Below are 17418 nucleotides of genomic sequence, written 5' to 3'. Positions count from 1 at the left end.
CGCCCTGAACATTCTACCACATATTCTTAACATTCTCTATCTTCTAAATAGAAGTCCGCTTCATCCACGATCGTTATCTGGAATATCCGTCTTCGTCAATTCAGCAGATAACGCCCATAAGCGCTCCGCCTGTTCTGCATCAATCGCATATGGCTTCACGCCGTAAAAACCCCCATCTTCGGGAGCCATCTCACTGATATTGCAATCTTCGCAGTACACACCGCCCATGCCTTCAAGCTTGGGAGAAGTCGCAGCCCACACCTGGGTTGCTGCCCCCTGCTCCGGTGATTTGAAGCCCGGATTAGCCACGTTGCCGGATTCATCAATCCAACCGAGAGCAACCATCTCATCTTTGGGCATATAACGCTGTAATGGAGTCATGATTCCACCCGGATGTACAGCAAATGCACGAACTCCATGCTGCTTGCCAAGTCTGTCGAGCTCTACCGTGAATAAGCTGATCGCTGTTTTGGACTGACCGTATGCCGGGAACTTCTCGTATCCCTGTTCAAAATGAATATCATGCCAGCGGATTGGGGAGAAATGATGTCCTGCAGAGGAAAGCGAAACGACACGGGCTCCACCTTCACTGACCAGCGCAGGCCACAATTGATTGGTTAGCGCGAAATGTCCCAGATGGTTCGTAGCAAACTGTGCTTCCCATCCCGGACCAATCCGGGTCTCTGGACAGGCCATGATACCTGCATTCAGGATTAACATATCTATACTGCGTGAACTTGCCAGAAAACGTTCTGCAAAGGCAGCGACACTGGACAGGTCAGCCAAATCAAGCTCATCCACTTCCACGTTCTCAAGATCGGCCAAAGCCTCACGCGCAACATCTGGTCTGCGCGCTGTCACAACAACATATGCTCCCGCTCGAACCAATGCACGTGTTGTTTCCAGTCCCAGACCGGAATATCCACCTGTCACTACGGCGAGACGCCCTGACAGATCCATTCCGCGTAAAACCTCATCTGCTGTACTGCTCTTGTCAAAACCTGAATGTATGTTATGCTGAACTTTTCTTGTCTCTTTGTTTATGTTCATCTGACTCAGCTCCTTCATATTTGCACTTGTAACTGCTTATAGTACTTATCCCTGTTAGGACTTCTATAATCAGTCTACACCCTAGAGTAAACTCGAAGTCAAATCATGCCCGTTAAATCGTCTATCCTGAAAATTCACCATTGATCTTCATTCGCCATCAGGATGAACAAAAAAGCCGCCATTCGGCGGCTTTTTCCATATACTTATATTTAAATGTACTGAAACATTAAAACATTTCTATTTCTTTATTTCAGACGAATGTGGAAAACATCACCGGCGTTACCTCCAAATACGATAAAGCCTTTCTTAGGTAGCTTCGTGGACTGTTCCCCAGTCGCGATAGAGAACTGTAGCGCCTGACCTTGATCATCATAAATCGCATAACCGCCGTGCTTAGGAGAATCCACCGTTATCGTTTTTTCAGCTGATTTCCCGTCAATCGCATACCATCGAGCTTGACCGTTAGCTGGTATAGTCGCAATTCCTGATTTCCCACTGAAAATAGGCCGAATCGCCTTTTCCGAGATGTACTGCTGTCCGTTCTGCGTGAGAATCTCAGCATCTTTTTTCATCATTAATTCCAAGTCGAATGCATCTCGGCCATTCATGACTGGAATCTCCGCAACATTAACGGCATAATTGAAATCCTTGATTTGCGTCCCATTTACATAGCCATGCTCTGCGTTGACCTTAAAATTTTTAATAAGCTGTGATGGAACCAGGTAGAAGAGCGATGTGATTTTTTCGTCCAGCGCAAAATAGTTCACACCGTTCCGTGCAGCCCACTTCTCTTGGGTAACTGCATCCAGCTTGTTAGGCTCCAGCTTTTGATAATCGTACGTGCTCATGCCCATCTGTCCCAGCCCCGGCAAGCTAAGATATCCTTGGACTTTAACATAGGTCTTGCCATTCCGCTCCTTTACAAAACTCACCTTCACGCTTCCGTCCTTGCTGGTAAAATACCCGTCACCTGTATACACATACTTTTGTTCAGCAATTAGTCCGCCCAGCATAGCTGGTAATGTGAATGCTCCGTCTTGAATATTAATTTCCGTTGTTGCACCAACGGTTCCATACAAACCGGAGTAATCTTGCAACTCAGCAGGCATCTTGGTCTGAACTGGCGGAGAGAAGCTACGATCCGGTTTAATGTTGTCAATAATGCCCTGTTCCTTCAGTACTTCCAGCAACACTTTAGAGGCAAACATCTGGTCAAAAACAGAAGATCCACCTGAAGATAACACAGCCATGGATATGTCGTGCTCTGGAATCGTAATTAATGAAGCGTGATACATGATCGTATCGCCGCCCTTGGTCAGTGCTTTAATGCCATACTCACTGAATGGAGCAAGTTCTACTGCATCCCAGCCGAGTCCGTAGTTGAACGAATTGATTTCGTCAGACACCCATATGCCTTTGCGATATTCTGGACTTTGCATCGCTTTAGCCGAAGCCTTGGATAGAAGATCCGGGCGGTTACCCATCAGTACCTCAGCAAATTGCGTTAACTCCTCAGCCGTTGAATAAATGCCACCCGTACCGATGATATTGGCATTTTCAACAGGCATCTTTGCTTTAAAAGTTGGCCAATAGGTTCCAGCTAATTTGTCTCTATTGAACGAATCAAGTGGCGTCTTCGTTGAATTCAGATGCAGCGGCTTGCTGATAAACTGTTCCACATATTTACTGTAACTTTGCCCACTCACGCGCTCAACCAGAATCTCCAGCAATTGAAAGCCATCATTGCAATAAACGGAGTATTCCCCGGGTTTAGACTTGAGACGTTCGGCCTGAAGTTTGATCAGTAGTTCATCATGATTGCGTGTGTCGTTATCATCAAAAAGAATGCTGTTTCCATACTGCGAACCGTACAACCCGGATGAATGATTCATTAACATACGCGGTGTGATTTCTTTATAGCGGGGGTCTGCCATTTTGAAATCGGTAATATACGTAGTAAGTGGCTGGTCCAGGTCAACCTCACCAGAATCGACCAACATCATGACCGCAGTTGTCACCACCATTTTGCTTACGGAGCCTATACCGTACATGGTATCTTTGTCCACGGTTTTCTGGCTCGCCTTATCATGAAATCCAGCACCGTCCGATAAAATCATTTCACCTTTGTCCATAATCGCATATTGCATACTTGTGACGCCATAATTCTGAACCAGCATGTCAGCGAGTTGTTTAGCTTTCGCTTGGGTTGTCTGCTTTTCTGTCGCCTCAGCTTTAACATCTGCTACAGGCATGATGACAAGCATAAACGCACATAAAACCGTAATGATCCTTTTCATTCAGAATTCCTCCTTCAGATCGATATACTTGAATGAATTCATCATATCTGGCAAAGACGTGGCCTGCGGAAAAGAACCCCGAATGGAAAAAAACAACCCCTGAACGACAGTTCAGACGTTGTTTTTGTTGTATGGAAGAACGACCATATTGTTAAAAGACCCTTGTCCTTGCTCAATGGTCATATGTCCTCCATATTTGCTACATATTCTGGATATATTGGTCAGGCCAAAACCATGGAATTCTGAATCCGTTTTGTCACTTTTCAGATCCGTTGCCGGCTGGGCGGTGTGATTCATAATCTGGATTACCAGAGCAGAAGCTGTAGAATGAATAGATACTACGATATAACGATCCTCGGCGACCCGTACTTTCTTGGATGCTTCAACAGCATTGTCTAGAATATTTCCGAGCACCACGCACAAATCATAACGCTCAATGCCTATGTGTTGAGAATGGAGATTGATGCGGGTATCGATTCGAATGCCGTTTGCCTGCCCGACGGTTAGCGTATTTGTAACGAGAGCATCAATGACCAGATTACCGCTATTCACACGTTGGTACGCATGCTCAATGGTGTTCATCGTAACATGCATATGCTCTGTTGCTGCCGCAAGTTCGTTGCGTTTCACACATTCTTCGATATATAGAAACTGCTGATGGATATCGTGGATAATACTTTTAATGCTTTTGAAACTGTGCACGGTCTTCTCGTAGTTAGCATCCTGATAATCCATCTGCCGCTGCAATTGTTCATTCTCATGAGCGAGATGCGCCTTCTCCACGATATTATCAAACACATACACAATAAATACGTTTAGAAAAAGGGAGCCTAGCACTGAAAAAATATAGAAGATATTTTTTTCGCTATATATTGAAATGACATTGATCTGGTACACCGTAATCGCAGTAACGATCAAAAATAAAAGATAAGACCTATGGTGCACCCTAAAACTCCTGCGTTTGGCGATGAGATGAACAATGGGGATCACAACAAACATAATGCTACATCCTAGCAGCAGAACTTTGGAGAACAACCATATCGCTTCCGGGCCATAGACAGGCACTTTCAGGTAGTCGATGCCGTCAATCACACTAAAAACATAAACTGAAATGATATTTACCGTGGTTAACAGCGCTGCATACATAACCGTAAACATAATCTTCAGTTTTAATTCTACCCGGTAGGATTGTGCCAGAGTGAAGATAAAAATCAATGCAAGCAAGGTCGAAAGAAAAGAAGGTAATCGCGTAGCCAAATAAAAGAAATTGAGCAGGACAAACACAACAAAATAAATCGTTCTGCGAGGTTTACGTCTGGATTTGCCCAGCACAGCATCAAAGTAATAATTGGCTTGAAAGGTCATGAGCAGGGTCAACAAAATGACGGGTATTAGATGCAAAACATTCATTTTATTGAACCCTCATGATCATATATTTGGTATACGTATCCTTGACTTCTTTGATTTTGGAACGACCTATCGGCAGAGAGGTTCCATCCAGCATCGTGACTTGTGCCCCCGTGAACTTGTGTACATGCATTAGATTAATAAGCACGGATCGGTGAATTTGCATAAAACCATGCTCTGTCAGCGTTGCAGCATAAGCCGATAGAATACCTTTCGTTTCATAAGCGTTATCACGAGTAATTACCTTTAGTTTGTTTTTAACCGTGAGGCTTTTGATCACCTCAATCCATAAGATATCTTCATATTTCAACATCAAATCATCATAATCTGATTTAATCACCAGATACTTTTTATCCATAGCTTGATAATACTGATGCAGTTTGACCAGCTTCTCTTCCAGCACAGCCTCTTGAATCGGTTTGATCAAATATTGGAACGTCATGACATCGAAACTTTGAACCATATACTCGGGATAACTGGTCAAAAACATGATCTGCACATCCATGATCTTGAGTTTTCTGATTTCCTGTGCCGTCTGTATGCCATTCAACCCACCCATCTCTACATCCAGAATAAGCAGGTGAAACGTCTCTCTCTGATCCTTATAATGAGCCAGGAGTTGTTCTCCTGAACCGAACATGGTGATATGAAACTCGATATTGGTTTTGAGCGAGAACGCCGTCAGCATATGCCTCACCTGTTCTCGTTGCTGCTCGTCGTCGTCACATATCGCTACCTGATACATTTTATCCCGCCTTTCCTAAACGCAAGCACTTTCACTCTTTGTTTTAATATACTATTTTATCATGCTCAGTGGTTCAGGAATGGGTTGAAGTGCATCTAAAGCACCCTGAATTACAGGCAAACGTAAAAAGAACAACATCGTGATGATGCGCCCTTGTTCCATCCTTTGGTTGTTTTTCGATCTTTCCACTTCCTTGGTTGTAAGCACCACCTTACTCTTGAACAAAAAAACGACTGACCAGGAGTGGTCAGTCTTGTTAATACCGCTAATATAGGATGAGTATATAAGTTCTTCAACCACAGCTATTCGATGAGTGCAGCCTTAATCAATGCATTTACCCTTGAGTTATAGAGCAATCCGATATGAGTTACCAGACTAACGGAAATATTGTTTGCCCCGTCCAGTCTGGATAAAAGAGGCGAAACAATGGTGTCGCTGGTGGAGTAGATTGAGGTAACTTTAATGCCGCTTGGTGCGCTGTTCGTTGTCAACCGATTCGCCCCACCCAGCGTAATCAATTTATCCACCTTATCTATGCCTCCGCGGTTCAATATATAGTACAGGCTGTTAGCTCCACCCATACTATGTGCAACGATATGAACTTTGGAATGCCCCGTTTGGCGAAGAACATCGTCCACAAATCGGCTGATCGCCGCAGAATTCAACAATTGATTCCCAGCTTTGCTCGGGAGATCAATGGCAAATAGCTCATTACTCGACCATCCTTCACCGCGCAGATACCTTTCAATTAAGGCAAAATTACTGTCCGAGCCTGTCAATCCATGTACAAAGACAATGGGTGTCCGCGCAGTGGCAGCAGAAGCAGTCGTACTCTGCCCAATCCCTGGTAAAGCAAAAGCAAAAATCGCACTCATCAAAACAATTAGCAGTGGTCTTAACCTTCTCAATCAGATCATCCTCCTGTAAATGGAATATCCACATTTTACAATTTAAAAATTGTAAATAAAATGGTATTTTAGTCTCATTTAACCAATGGAGTATGATGTTTACTGCTAATTATTTTGTCGAAATACAGAGGTTCTCCTCCTTCAGTTTGGCTCATCGCACGACTCGGAGCACGAGACAACTATCCCTCTACAATATCCGCATGCAGCTGCGATGCCGCTTCCATCATAACCGGAACAATCGCTTCATTCGAAATAGCAACGTACAACTCCCCCATATACAATCGGAATGGGTATTGTTGTCCTTCATGCTCCCACATAAAAAAGTCACCCTCAATGGTCATCGTGCTCTCTGCACCGACGATATTTAGCACTGTGGAGTAAGTAAACTCCGGCTTGGTAGCAAAATATGCGCTGCACTCCTCCAAAGAAATATGTTGTTCCGGATTGTTTTCCTGCATCGATCTCGTTATTTTAAAACGCTGGTTCATCTCGTTATGCCTCCAACTTCAAATTATTTGTTTTTTCTTCATATCATAGAAAGGTATTTTCTCATTTCGTTCTTAATGTGTCAAAACATACGTTCAAAAGTGCTTTAATACTCCATCTAACTTTCCTAATTTGGCTAGTCCTGAGCGCTCGTCCATGCGAATGTGACCTCATTGAATATAGTATTCTATCTGAATGTGAAGGAGGAATATCACATGACCCAATTACTTGATGCAAGGGTGTCATTGAATGCAGCTACATTTAATTCCATTGCCATTCCTATTCCTGTCATCAATACACCTACATTATTTGCACAAATCGGGTTACTAACTGCTGGGGCAGGTCCTAATCCAAGAGTTTCTATGAAAGGAACGATTACAGTTCAGCTTCCACTCGCTCTCTTCCAAGTCCGAATTACGATTGTCCGTGGCACGGTTGCGACAGATCCTCTCATATATTCAGCCAATCACACGTATGGTCTGAACGGATTGCTTGTACCTGAAGTCATCATTTTTTCCGCCAATGATTATAATCCGCCTGTAACTCCGCAAATCACCTACACCGCTTTTATCAGCACCAATCTGCTTGGTACGGTCCGGGTAGGTCCTGAAAGCTTCGACGGATTTATCGTTTCGGATTAACGTTTAGGATTAAGGTCTCGTATGTAATGCTTAGCGCCCCCAAACCTGTAATCTGCATCTCTATTGTAGATTACAGGTTTGGGGCCTTTATGTGTCCAGCTCAATTTCCGAAATAAACATCCAGCTTGCCTGTCGGCGGTGTAGTAGCCATCCACACGGCAGCCAGGTTATCCGGGGCATATGTAGCTGCTGTAATATAGTCGCCGATTAGAACGGTTGGCACTGGAGAAACACCATTCGGATTAAAGGAGGTCGTTGTTAGCCGGCGATTACTGAAGCTTGCTCCGCCATTAAAGGACTCGGCAACAAAAACATCAAGCAGGAACCCGTCAATTTGATTGGAGTAATAGATTACCCGAATGGTTCCAGCAAATGGAGACACCGTGATGGCAGGAAAAAAGTTCTGCGTACCTGGCGGCGCGCTAGTAATACTTATTGGATCTGACCAAAGCAACCCATCTGGAGACTCACAAAGCAAAACATCGGTATACCCCGCGCGAGCGTCATTCCATACGGCATAAACGGTGCCGCTGTTCGGTCCAATGGATATGTCAGCTGCCAAGCTCAGATTGGTCTGCACTCGAAAATTATAGTTCGGCACAGGGAGCGGCGATGGCGCCGGAACAACGGAAGATATGAACGTAGACTGCCGTTCTATGGGCGGTTGATAATTGATTCCGCCATCATACGATATGCGTAGCAATGCCGAAGGGCTGGCTGGCCCTGTAATGATATAACCTGCATAGACTTCACCGGAGAAGCCAACGGCCAAAGCTGCCCGGTCATGAATTCCACGAGGACTCGATTGGCGATCCGGGGGTTCCCACGAGATTCCTTGATCAACAGATCTTTGAGTAAAAATAGCAGAAGAAGTTGTTGCAAGCGGTGTATAACCTACATACGCATGGCCTCGATATGGACTGCCAGGAGAGCGATCTACAGCAATGAAAGGTTCATCATTATGCACGATGGTTCCAAATCCTAGTTGTACAATGACTGGTGGCTGAAACGTAGCCCCATCATCAAATGAAGTATAGCTTACGATAGTCCCGTCATTGATCCCGTTAAACACATGCACCGTAACGATAAAAGTGCTCGGAAACGTATAGTCAATGGTTGGTGCTTCCGCGCCTGAATAGCCTGCGGGTTGCGTAAGAACGGTTGTGGACCATGTCGTTCCACCGTCGATGGAGCGATAAAATCCCGTTAACGTTGGTCCTGTGCTAGTGTCCACAGCAACAACACACATAATATTAGGATTTAAAATATTTACTGCAATAGAGGGTTCAAACTGATTTCCCGCCAAAGCACCAGTAATATTTACAACGGCCATTCTCTTCACCTCTTTTCTTCTAAGGGATATTGGTGAATCGGTCAATTAACGTCATTTCAGATTGAAGAATGCGCTGTATAATCTGACCCGTAGAATCCACGCCATAGACATGGATAACGGTGCTCGTTGCGCTAAAGAAATCACTTTGAACTTCAAAAAATGCAGCGTTAATCAACGGATAGATGAAAGTCCTTGTTGCTTGCGGCAAGATTTCAACTAAATCATGACCAATCGGAATCCGAGTCAATTGAGTTGTATCCCACCTGAATACCTCCAATTCAACACTGACAGGAGCATTCAGTGAATCATTAATGCAAGTGACGATAATTTGTGTAGACTGTGTCGGACCTGAAGTTGGATTGTAGATAAACCCTGTAGAGTTCGGCAAAGAGTCACACTCCTTTCACACCATATACTCCACTATACTTTCCATTCAGCTTGTGTTATGCAGATTCTATGTTTTCTTGTATTGGAACAATATGAAAATTTTGTTATGATAGATTTGCCAAATTTCATTAGTTTGGTAGATTTACGCCAAACCACAACGCCTGGAGGTACACCTATTTATGTTTATACAACGTACTGGGAAAATCGCTGTGGCAGCCGCCATGGTAATATCCATGATGGGCAGTATACCTGCAACTCAATCCCACAAACTTCAAGCAGCCCCTGCGATCTCTGTTCAATTGGATCATGTACCCTTAACCTTCGATGCAGCACCCCGGATTGATAAAGGAGTAACCTATGTTCCATTCCGGACGGTCGGAGAAGCACTCGGCATTGGTATTAGCTGGAACAACAAAACACAGACCATAACCGCGGTGAACACATCCAAAGGAAAAACAACGAAAGTTGTTCTTCAGGTTGGAAGCAAGACAGCTACTGTAAATGGAGAGAAAGTGAATCTCCCTGCCGCACCTGTGCAACGGGAAGGACGTGTACTTATTCCGCTGAGTTCATTCAGTAGCCAATTCGATGTCCGTACAGGCTGGGATCAGGCTACACGAACCGTCTCTATGGTATCACCTCAACGTGAAATGCATCTCCGAGCGTTCTATGCCGTAAAAGCCTACCATGAAATCGATCTGTTACCTTCTATGAATTCGGTTGCTTTTGGATGGAGCCGCATTGACCGAGATGGTACGTTTACACTGGAAGGGAAAGAATATCAGGTTCCTGCTGCCGCGGGTGAAGTAACCCCTAAATCCATTGTAGCTGACGCGGCAAGTCAACAAATCCAGCCCAGTTTGATGGTGTATGCGCTGGATGGAAATGGCGAGCTAACTAAAGTACTGGGTGACAGCACTTTAAGGCAAAAATCCATTGAAGGCATTCAAGCAGCCATTCAGGAGTATGGCTTTGGTGGGGTTGTGCTTGATTTTGAGGGACTCGGCTTCAAACTGGACGCTGTAGAGCAACAACAATTGCTGAATCAGTATGTGAAACAGCTAAGGGAATCGCTACCTCAAGAGATCGCCATCTCTCTGGCTGTTCCTCCGCTCAATAGCGCCTACAAAGGGTATGATTACAAAACACTGGCTACGCTGGCGGATGACCTAATCATTATGGCCTACCAATATAATCCTGCAGGAACCAAAGCTCAAGTTGCAGAGCCGAACAGTCTGGTCAATCAGGCAATTGCACTCGCACTCAAGGCAGGAGTGCCCAAAGAAAAGATTTTGCTTGGCATCAACATCAATAGTGAGACACCTTCATCTGTCGGGGATAAGCTCGGACTTGCCAAGCGTTACGATCTGAAGGGTGCAGCCTTCTGGCGGCTTGGCCTATTCCGTACGTACAGCGCTGATATGCAATCTGCTGTGCAAGCATCGGTAATTAAGGAATAATAAAGCTACCTCCTCATAGCTATATTAAACTTCATAATCTAATTCAAAATAAGCAGGAAAAAGCACGCTCCTTGACTGACTGTACAAGGAACGTGCTTTTTTGTGTACTCCATCACCTTTTCTTTTCATTTCATCACCTTATCTATACCACCAAACAGTAGCTTAATGATCACACCCGGTCCCGGCAACTGGGGATCAAATAACAGGATCGTGCCAATAACCGCACTGATAGCACTGACTCCTGTTGTGATTATCCGGACTTTTTTTTCTTCGCTACGTTGCCATTCCACATAGATGATCGTTCCGGCTAACAACAGAATACCTAGCATGGAAGCAATTTTCATGATTTATCACCTTCTGTCTATCATATCTCGTGTCCTCATTAGTGATGGCATTACTTCCACAGTTAATTGCTCATCTCCCCTGCTCATCTGGGATGCCCTGAGGTCCAGCAGATTTACCTGTACGTACAACCTGCGCATGAATCTGGATGTCCACATCAAGCTCAGAGTAGATCTGCTCCCATCTCTTCTCCTGCTCCTTCCACTGTTTCGGATAATATCTGCGGAACTCCACCGCGAACTTGAACAGATCGGTTCGCATCTCTCGCTGGGATAATCGAAGGGCCGACTCTGCCATATCTTTCAATTGTGACGCCCAGGTTTCCTCCAGCTTTTTCAACACAGCAGGATCTGTGAGGTTCCCATCTGTTGTATTTAAAACCACCTCTCCCCGTGTCTGCACATCCACCTGCATGCTCCACCGTCCAGCCGAAATCTTCGGCTTTAATATAGTCTTCACCTCTAACGGCTGGATCGAAAAAGAACCTCTCTCCGACTCTACATTTACAGGCATGATGATGTTGTTCAATTCATTAGCGAGCATCAAAATGCCAATGGTTAATGGTTCGTGTACACTTCGATTAAACGTATCGCCCTTATAGAGACTTAGTCCTCTGATATACGGAGTCGTTGTTAATTTATCCTGCCCCTCGTCAGGTGGAAGAGACAACATCCGGGACAAAATGACAGATTCGCTAGGGCCTTCAATCGATTGAGCGAGTTCCAAAATGGTTGTCCGTGTACCCAGTTTCATATTGGCCATCTCACGTAAGGATTCGGCAGAGCTTCGTTCCAACGGATCAAGCAAAGCAAGCATGTTCTTGGCAAGTTCAGGTGTCGAAAACACGTAAGCATGTTCCCTGATCTGGGGGTAACGGAGAAAAAAATCGATGTATTCACGTATGCCTTGTTTTCCAGCGTCTTCACTAATCACAACAACTTCGCAGTGTCCCCAAAACATATTTCTCGGCACTTTCCGTTGCAAGCGATTCAAAGCCTCTGCAATGGTATGACCTTCAGCCGATCGAGTTAGTGTTACCCCGCTTGGGCTGCCTCCACTCCCCGTGCTGTCTCCTCCCCCAGCTTTACGGGGAATAAAGATCTGTGATGTCAGTTCGATCTGATCATTTTTGTAATCCACTCCGGTTGCCAGTACTATCGCGAGATCATTAATCTCAATCCGATCCCAGCATCCCGTGAGTAATGTGCAACAAAAACAGATAAGAAGCCAAGTATTGCATGCAGAGATCATTCTTTTTTTCATGGGATCAGCCATCCGTACGTTTTTTTCGCACATAAGCCCACCCCTTTTTCACCCAAGCTATCCCGTAAGTCACCCCTGGAAGAACCAGTAAAACGGCGATCGTATACAAATTGGCTGAAGGACTTACCAAACTGGATAACCCCGAACTGCTCGAAGCTACCCAAAACGAAAAAATCATACAGAGAAAGGAAAGCGGGCTCACTAGGGGCTTGTAATCCTTCAGACCGAACCATTCCGCTGTGGACGTCACAGATATATATAGAAATACGGAAACCTTCACAAACATACCAAAGATCCACACGGCAATTATGAGGGATTCAATATGTTGTAGAAAGTCTGCAATCGTAATGTACCGGGCAGCGATCATCACCGGGAAAACAAACGTATCTGTCAGATCTCCAGTTAAAAAGAGACAAACCACATTAATAACGGTCATCACTATCGTTGTTGTCAATAAAGAGCCGAGCATCACACGAGCGGTTCTTTTTTTGCGATTTACATACGGCAGAAGAAAGGCAATTACGATATATTCACTGAACCAGGCGGCAGGAGCGAGTGCTCCTTTGACGGCAGGCATCGGCCCATTTTCCATAAAAGGAAACAATTCTGATGGGTGCAATTCCCCAATGAGCAGTACGAAGACGAGACCCAGCATAGCCATGACCAGTGTTACAAAAACCTGTGCTGTCCTGCCAACCACTTCTATGCCAAGTCTGACATTAATCGCACAAACAAGCATCATGGTGCCCATGATTACAAACATCGGTGTGCGCGGAAGTGCATTATTGGCGATAAACTCACCATATTCCCTTATAATCAGCCCGGTTAGATGAGGCATGAACAAAATATAAATAAGTCCGACTAGCTTGCCTGGAACGAGACCAGCCACGAGCACACTAGATTCAATGAGCGATTTTCCGGGGTACATCCGTGCTAGTCCAAGTGATACACCAATGGCGGCAAGTCCAGTAACCGATCCAATAATGGGAGATAACCACATATCATGTCCGGCATAATGCATTGTAATTCCAGGTACAGACAAGATCGCAGTGGCAATCACAGCCGGGAAGATCATGAACGCCAGCTGTGTCTCCGATATTCTTCCTTGGTCAGTTAACATGAATCTTCCCGCCCTCTCCTACAACATTAATGCAATCTAATCCCTATCGCGGCTTGTTCCAAGGTGCTGGACGCCACCACAGATCCTTCAACCCTTTGGCATTCGTCGGTGCAACCGGAGACAGATACGGCGCACCAAAAGAGCGAAGACTGCTCAAATGAATGACAATCAAAATGATGCCCAACATAACCCCGATTAAGCCCAGCGTTCCAGCCAAAATCATAATGGGAAAACGAAGCAATCGTGTCGAAATGCTTGCGGAATATCGTGGAATCATAAAGGACGCAATCCCTGTGATCGCAACGATGATAATCATCGGAGCGGAGACGATACCCGCCGTGGTTGCAGCTTGTCCAATGATCAGTGCGCCAACGATACTGACCGCGGAACCTACCTGTTTCGGCAGGCGAACACCGGCTTCCCGGAGCGCTTCAAAGGCGATTTCCATAATCAGTGCCTCTACAAGTGCGGGAAAAGGAATCTCCTCTCTGGCTCTAGCGATACTGAGTAGCAGCACTGTAGGGATCATCTCCTGGTGATAGGTCGTGATCGCGACATAAGCCGAAGGCAACAACAAGGATAAAACATAAAATACGTATCGCAGCCAGCGGAGGAATACGCTCATAAACACATATTGATAGTAATCTTCAGGCGACTGCAGCATGGAAAACAGCGTTACAGGAGCGACCAGTGTGAATGGTGTTCCGTCGACAAGTATGGCAAATCGTCCTTCCATCAGATTGGAGGCCACAACGTCCGGACGTTCTGTAGCAATCATTTGAGGAAAAGGAGAGAATCGCTGATCGATGATATCTTCCTCAATATACTGACTTTCCAGAATGTCGCGAACTCTTAACCGATCCAGTCGCTGCTCCACCTCTTTTACCAGTGAGGCATCAATGATACCTTCCACGTACGCAAGTGCAATGCTGGTATTGGAGCTTTCTCCAACGGTGCGTGTTCGGAATTTGAGTGCAGGTGTTTTGAGCCGTTTACGAACCAAAGAAAGATTCGTTGCGAGCGATTCAGTGAATCCGTCCCTTGCACCACGGACCGTTGATTCAGCTAGAGGCTCTTCTGTCGAACGATTAGCAGCTTTATATAGCGGATACGTTGTTGCGACATTTGAACCTTCCAGTAACAGAAGTGCTTCTCCTTCCAATATCGCCTCTGCGGCCTCTTTCGACGTTTCCACGGTTTTTACGGAGGATAGAGGAACCTGAGCAGCCTCCATGCCAATCTCCTGAACTGGCGTTAGCACCTGACGCTCAAGCCGCTCCGTATCACATAAACCCACACAATATACACATAGTGCCGAGGTGAAGCCCGCGGTCTCGAATGAATGAAATATGACATCGGAACAGTCCGTAAATACGGCGCGTAAAGTCTCTTCATCAATGACTAGATCCCCTGTTAAGGGCAAATCCTGCTGCGTTTCTTGTTTTTCTTGATTCGATTGTCCTTCTTGATCCGATTTATACTTGCCTTTGTTCTCTTTGTTCTCTTTCTCTTTCTCATTCTCGTTTGAATCCTGATCCGTATTTTTCTTCGCGTTTTGATCCGTATTCTGTCTTGATTTTTTGCTAGTTTCGCCGTTTTCGTTTTGGTTTTCTTGCTGATCTTGTTCTTGTTCTTTCTGTTCTTCTTTTGTATCCTGTTTCATATTTTGCTCGGTTGACTGCTCTGTTTCTTGCTTCGAATCCTGTTGTTCCGTGGTGCTTGAGTTGGAATTGGAGTCTGTATTATTATTTGTGCTTGTGTTGGTATTGGTACTTGAGTTCGTATTCGTGTTTGAGTTTGTTCCTGAGTTGGTATTTGTATTTTGACTGTTTTGACTCATGGGCTCCACCTCCTTTCCACCGATTCGTCCAAGTATTCTCAGTAAAAGATATCATTTGCTTCCTTCATTAGAAATATGCAATCCGAACGACGAAAAGAGCCGCTCCGTGAGCGACTCTCTTCTAAACTAACATTCACTAACACTGCGCAGATTGTGTGCAATAGCTATCCTTTTACAGCACCCAGTGCAACACTTCCGATAATCTGCTTCGAAAATACGGCGAACACAACAATGATCGGCAATATTGAAATCGCTACGCCCAGATACAACAAACCGTAATCCATACCGTAGTAGCCCTGAACGAGAGCGACCAACACGGGTAGCGGATACTTATCCAGGGAGAAAAAGAGTACGAGTGGTGTCAGGAAGTTATTCCATGACCCGATAAAGGTGAAAATCCCCAGAGCCGAGATCGCTGGCCCAAGAATAGGCAGCACAATCTGATTAAACGTCCTGAACTCATTCGCACCGTCTACCCGGGAAGATTCAATGATCTCATCCGGAATACTGCTCTCCATAAACTGTTTGATAAAAAATACGTTAAAGGCATTCGCCGCCGCAGGTAAAATAATCGCCGCATAACTGTCCAGTAGGCCAAGTGTACTGAACAACCGGTATACCCCGATTAGCGCCAGTTGACCCGGAACCATCATCGTGGCGAGCAGAAACAGAAACAATCCGGTGCGCCCTTTGAAGTTAAACTTGGCAAAACCATAAGCCGTTAAAGCACCGATATACAGCGACAGCACTGTAGAGCTGCCAGCGATAAAGAAACTGTTGGCAAAGCCACGCCAAATGTTGATTTTTGAAGCCATATTCACATAATTGTCTATCAGAAACGCACCCGGAAGAAACGTAAAGCTTGAAGCAATCGACGCATTGTTATGTGTAGAATAGATCAGCATCAGGTAAAACGGAATCACACACAATACAGCGAGGGCGATCAGAAACAGATAAATGAGGATTTTCCCCAATGTCAGCCGCTGACGAAGCGCATGATGTTGAACTACGGCTTCTCGCTGCGCGGCAACTTTAGCAGTTGGCATACAATCTCTCCCTCTCTATGAACGGCTCTTCCGTTTGGTCATGATGAAGGATGCAACCGATAACAGAATAATAATGATGAACAGACAAAATGCAATGGCAGCTCCATAACCAAAACGTGTACTTTGGAACGCTACATTATATAGGTACATGATGCTGGTCATTGCCGCACGGTCCGGCCCTCCTGTACCATTGGTCAACGTAAACGGCTGGTCAAAGATCTGAATGCCCCCAATGATCGAGGTGATAATCTGAAACAATATAATGGGTTTGAGCATCGGCACGATGATGTGCAGGAAAATATGTTTTTTCTTGGCACCATCGATTTGTGCAGCTTCTTGCAGCGCTGGATCTATCCCTTGTAATCCAGCCAGATAGATGACCATTGAATAACCAAAGTACTGGAAGAACAGAATGGATGACACGATCAGCCGCATAAACCAAGGGTCATCTTTCCAATTGATCGGGTCTTGAATTAACCCTGTCTGCACGAGAAAATGATTCAGTCCACCCGACTGCCAATCAAAGATCAGACTGACAAGCAAACCGAGCGAAGCAGCCGTAACGATGTTAGGGAAGAAGTATACCGCCCGGAAAATATCCCGTCCTTTTAACAACTTGTCGTTCAAAATAAAAGCAAGTACAAGGGAGACCGTCAGTTGCGGTACTACCGATACACCCCAAATGAAGAGTGTATTAAACAATGTTTTGTAGAACAGCGGGTCTTGAAGCACCGCGACATAGTTACCGATCCCGACGAACTCAGGCGTGGTGATCCCGTCGAAATTCGTGAAACTGATATATAGCGAGTAGAGAATCGGATACAGTCCAAAGATGGTAAACACGATAAAAAAAGGAGCAATAAAGTAGTACCCGTAATGGTCTTTTCGAATTGTTTTGGCAAACATACGCTGTCCTCCAATCATTAATTGACCTAAAGCGAACTACGATGGTTACACAAGCACTCCGATGACAGAAGAGTCTTTCAATCGCTGTTATCCCCGGATTTTTCTGATCCCTTTTTAAAGGAGAAAATCCAGTGATAAATGCGAACGCTTCGCTTTTCCAGCTTTCTTCTTTCCTCTCCGTTGTTTG

Annotated in this window: 16 protein-coding genes; 2 read left to right on the top strand and 14 right to left on the bottom strand. The window is 45.1% G+C overall.

Going from position 1 to position 17418, the window contains the following annotated elements:
- Positions 1–60 precede the first annotated feature (60 nt).
- The 6 genes from M3629_RS06750 to M3629_RS06725 all read right to left on the bottom strand — a co-directional run bounded on the left by M3629_RS06750 (position 61) and on the right by M3629_RS06725 (position 6895).
- Positions 61–1050, bottom strand: coding sequence for an SDR family NAD(P)-dependent oxidoreductase (locus M3629_RS06750; protein ID WP_251503400.1), 990 nt, complete (start codon positions 1048–1050; stop codon positions 61–63).
- Between the two features lie 245 nt (positions 1051–1295).
- Entirely contained in the window at positions 1296–3347 is a 2052-nt protein-coding gene (locus M3629_RS06745; RefSeq protein ID WP_251503399.1) for a serine hydrolase domain-containing protein, read from the bottom strand.
- A 111-nt stretch (positions 3348–3458) separates the two neighbouring features.
- Positions 3459–4757: a sensor histidine kinase gene (locus tag M3629_RS06740; protein WP_251503398.1), complete on the bottom strand. Its 1299-nt coding sequence runs from the start codon at positions 4755–4757 to the stop codon at positions 3459–3461.
- A 1-nt stretch (position 4758) separates the two neighbouring features.
- Positions 4759–5499 (bottom strand): LytR/AlgR family response regulator transcription factor, encoded by a 741-nt coding sequence (locus M3629_RS06735; RefSeq protein ID WP_251503397.1) that lies wholly within the window; start codon positions 5497–5499, stop codon positions 4759–4761.
- A 302-nt stretch (positions 5500–5801) separates the two neighbouring features.
- The gene (locus tag M3629_RS06730; protein WP_435368196.1) at positions 5802–6374 is read right to left on the bottom strand and encodes an esterase/lipase family protein; all 573 of its coding nucleotides are present in this window, start codon (positions 6372–6374) and stop codon (positions 5802–5804) included.
- A gap of 212 nt (positions 6375–6586) precedes the next feature.
- Complete coding sequence (locus M3629_RS06725) at positions 6587–6895, bottom strand: hypothetical protein (RefSeq protein ID WP_251503395.1); 309 nt, start codon at positions 6893–6895, stop codon at positions 6587–6589.
- Between the two features lie 213 nt (positions 6896–7108).
- On the opposite strand from M3629_RS06725, the gene M3629_RS06720 reads away from it, so the two are divergent.
- Entirely contained in the window at positions 7109–7534 is a 426-nt protein-coding gene (locus tag M3629_RS06720; RefSeq protein WP_154889245.1) for a hypothetical protein, read from the top strand.
- Between the two features lie 100 nt (positions 7535–7634).
- Here M3629_RS06720 and M3629_RS06715 read toward each other — a convergent pair whose 3' ends face one another.
- Together M3629_RS06715 and M3629_RS06710 are read right to left on the bottom strand one after the other, a co-directional pair.
- Entirely contained in the window at positions 7635–8867 is a 1233-nt protein-coding gene (locus M3629_RS06715) for an exo-alpha-sialidase (RefSeq protein WP_251503394.1), read from the bottom strand.
- A gap of 19 nt (positions 8868–8886) precedes the next feature.
- On the bottom strand, positions 8887–9255 hold the full coding sequence (locus M3629_RS06710) for a hypothetical protein (protein ID WP_154889250.1): 369 nt from the start codon (positions 9253–9255) through the stop codon (positions 8887–8889).
- A 178-nt stretch (positions 9256–9433) separates the two neighbouring features.
- Here M3629_RS06710 and M3629_RS06705 point away from each other — a divergent pair, with 178 nt between their 5' ends.
- Positions 9434–10714: a stalk domain-containing protein gene (locus tag M3629_RS06705; protein ID WP_251503393.1), complete on the top strand. Its 1281-nt coding sequence runs from the start codon at positions 9434–9436 to the stop codon at positions 10712–10714.
- Positions 10715–10839: 125 nt separating this feature from the next.
- Here the strand turns inward: M3629_RS06705 and M3629_RS06700 are convergent, their stop codons facing one another.
- The 6 genes from M3629_RS06700 to M3629_RS06675 all read right to left on the bottom strand — a co-directional run bounded on the left by M3629_RS06700 (position 10840) and on the right by M3629_RS06675 (position 17231).
- Positions 10840–11058 (bottom strand): hypothetical protein, encoded by a 219-nt coding sequence (locus M3629_RS06700; RefSeq protein ID WP_251503392.1) that lies wholly within the window; start codon positions 11056–11058, stop codon positions 10840–10842.
- A 70-nt stretch (positions 11059–11128) separates the two neighbouring features.
- Complete coding sequence (locus tag M3629_RS06695) at positions 11129–12319, bottom strand: Ger(x)C family spore germination protein (RefSeq protein ID WP_251503391.1); 1191 nt, start codon at positions 12317–12319, stop codon at positions 11129–11131.
- A gap of 4 nt (positions 12320–12323) precedes the next feature.
- The gene (locus M3629_RS06690) at positions 12324–13439 is read right to left on the bottom strand and encodes a GerAB/ArcD/ProY family transporter (RefSeq protein WP_251503390.1); all 1116 of its coding nucleotides are present in this window, start codon (positions 13437–13439) and stop codon (positions 12324–12326) included.
- 43 nt (positions 13440–13482) lie between these two features.
- Positions 13483–15279 (bottom strand): spore germination protein, encoded by a 1797-nt coding sequence (locus M3629_RS06685; RefSeq protein ID WP_251503389.1) that lies wholly within the window; start codon positions 15277–15279, stop codon positions 13483–13485.
- 164 nt (positions 15280–15443) lie between these two features.
- Positions 15444–16325 carry a carbohydrate ABC transporter permease gene (locus tag M3629_RS06680; RefSeq protein ID WP_251503388.1) on the bottom strand — a complete coding sequence of 294 codons (882 nt, stop codon included), beginning with the start codon at positions 16323–16325 and terminating at the stop codon, positions 15444–15446.
- A gap of 15 nt (positions 16326–16340) precedes the next feature.
- Positions 16341–17231, bottom strand: a complete 891-nt coding sequence (locus tag M3629_RS06675; RefSeq protein ID WP_251503387.1) for a carbohydrate ABC transporter permease — start codon at positions 17229–17231, stop codon at positions 16341–16343.
- Positions 17232–17418: the final 187 nt, after the last annotated feature.

It is taken from the genome of Paenibacillus polysaccharolyticus (assembly GCF_023714295.1).
GTDB lineage: Bacteria > Bacillota > Bacilli > Paenibacillales > Paenibacillaceae > Paenibacillus > Paenibacillus polysaccharolyticus_A.
This window is presented reverse-complemented; position numbering and strand designations above follow the sequence as displayed.

What these genes read in the sequence shown, in the direction of transcription:
- M3629_RS06750 (WP_251503400.1), bottom strand. Translation starts at nt 1,050, where the DNA reads ATGAACATAAACAAAGAGACAAGAAAAGTTCAGCATAACATACATTCA.
- M3629_RS06745 (WP_251503399.1), bottom strand. Translation starts at nt 3,347, where the DNA reads ATGAAAAGGATCATTACGGTTTTATGTGCGTTTATGCTTGTCATCATG.
- M3629_RS06740 (WP_251503398.1), bottom strand. Translation starts at nt 4,757, where the DNA reads ATGAATGTTTTGCATCTAATACCCGTCATTTTGTTGACCCTGCTCATG.
- M3629_RS06735 (WP_251503397.1), bottom strand. Translation starts at nt 5,499, where the DNA reads ATGTATCAGGTAGCGATATGTGACGACGACGAGCAGCAACGAGAACAG.
- M3629_RS06730 (WP_435368196.1), bottom strand. Translation starts at nt 6,374, where the DNA reads ATGAGTGCGATTTTTGCTTTTGCTTTACCAGGGATTGGGCAGAGTACG.
- M3629_RS06725 (WP_251503395.1), bottom strand. Translation starts at nt 6,895, where the DNA reads ATGAACCAGCGTTTTAAAATAACGAGATCGATGCAGGAAAACAATCCG.
- M3629_RS06720 (WP_154889245.1), top strand. Translation starts at nt 7,109, where the DNA reads ATGACCCAATTACTTGATGCAAGGGTGTCATTGAATGCAGCTACATTT.
- M3629_RS06715 (WP_251503394.1), bottom strand. Translation starts at nt 8,867, where the DNA reads ATGGCCGTTGTAAATATTACTGGTGCTTTGGCGGGAAATCAGTTTGAA.
- M3629_RS06705 (WP_251503393.1), top strand. Translation starts at nt 9,434, where the DNA reads ATGTTTATACAACGTACTGGGAAAATCGCTGTGGCAGCCGCCATGGTA.
- M3629_RS06700 (WP_251503392.1), bottom strand. Translation starts at nt 11,058, where the DNA reads ATGAAAATTGCTTCCATGCTAGGTATTCTGTTGTTAGCCGGAACGATC.
- M3629_RS06695 (WP_251503391.1), bottom strand. Translation starts at nt 12,319, where the DNA reads ATGAAAAAAAGAATGATCTCTGCATGCAATACTTGGCTTCTTATCTGT.
- M3629_RS06690 (WP_251503390.1), bottom strand. Translation starts at nt 13,439, where the DNA reads ATGTTAACTGACCAAGGAAGAATATCGGAGACACAGCTGGCGTTCATG.
- M3629_RS06685 (WP_251503389.1), bottom strand. Translation starts at nt 15,279, where the DNA reads ATGAGTCAAAACAGTCAAAATACAAATACCAACTCAGGAACAAACTCA.
- M3629_RS06680 (WP_251503388.1), bottom strand. Translation starts at nt 16,325, where the DNA reads ATGCCAACTGCTAAAGTTGCCGCGCAGCGAGAAGCCGTAGTTCAACAT.
- M3629_RS06675 (WP_251503387.1), bottom strand. Translation starts at nt 17,231, where the DNA reads ATGTTTGCCAAAACAATTCGAAAAGACCATTACGGGTACTACTTTATT.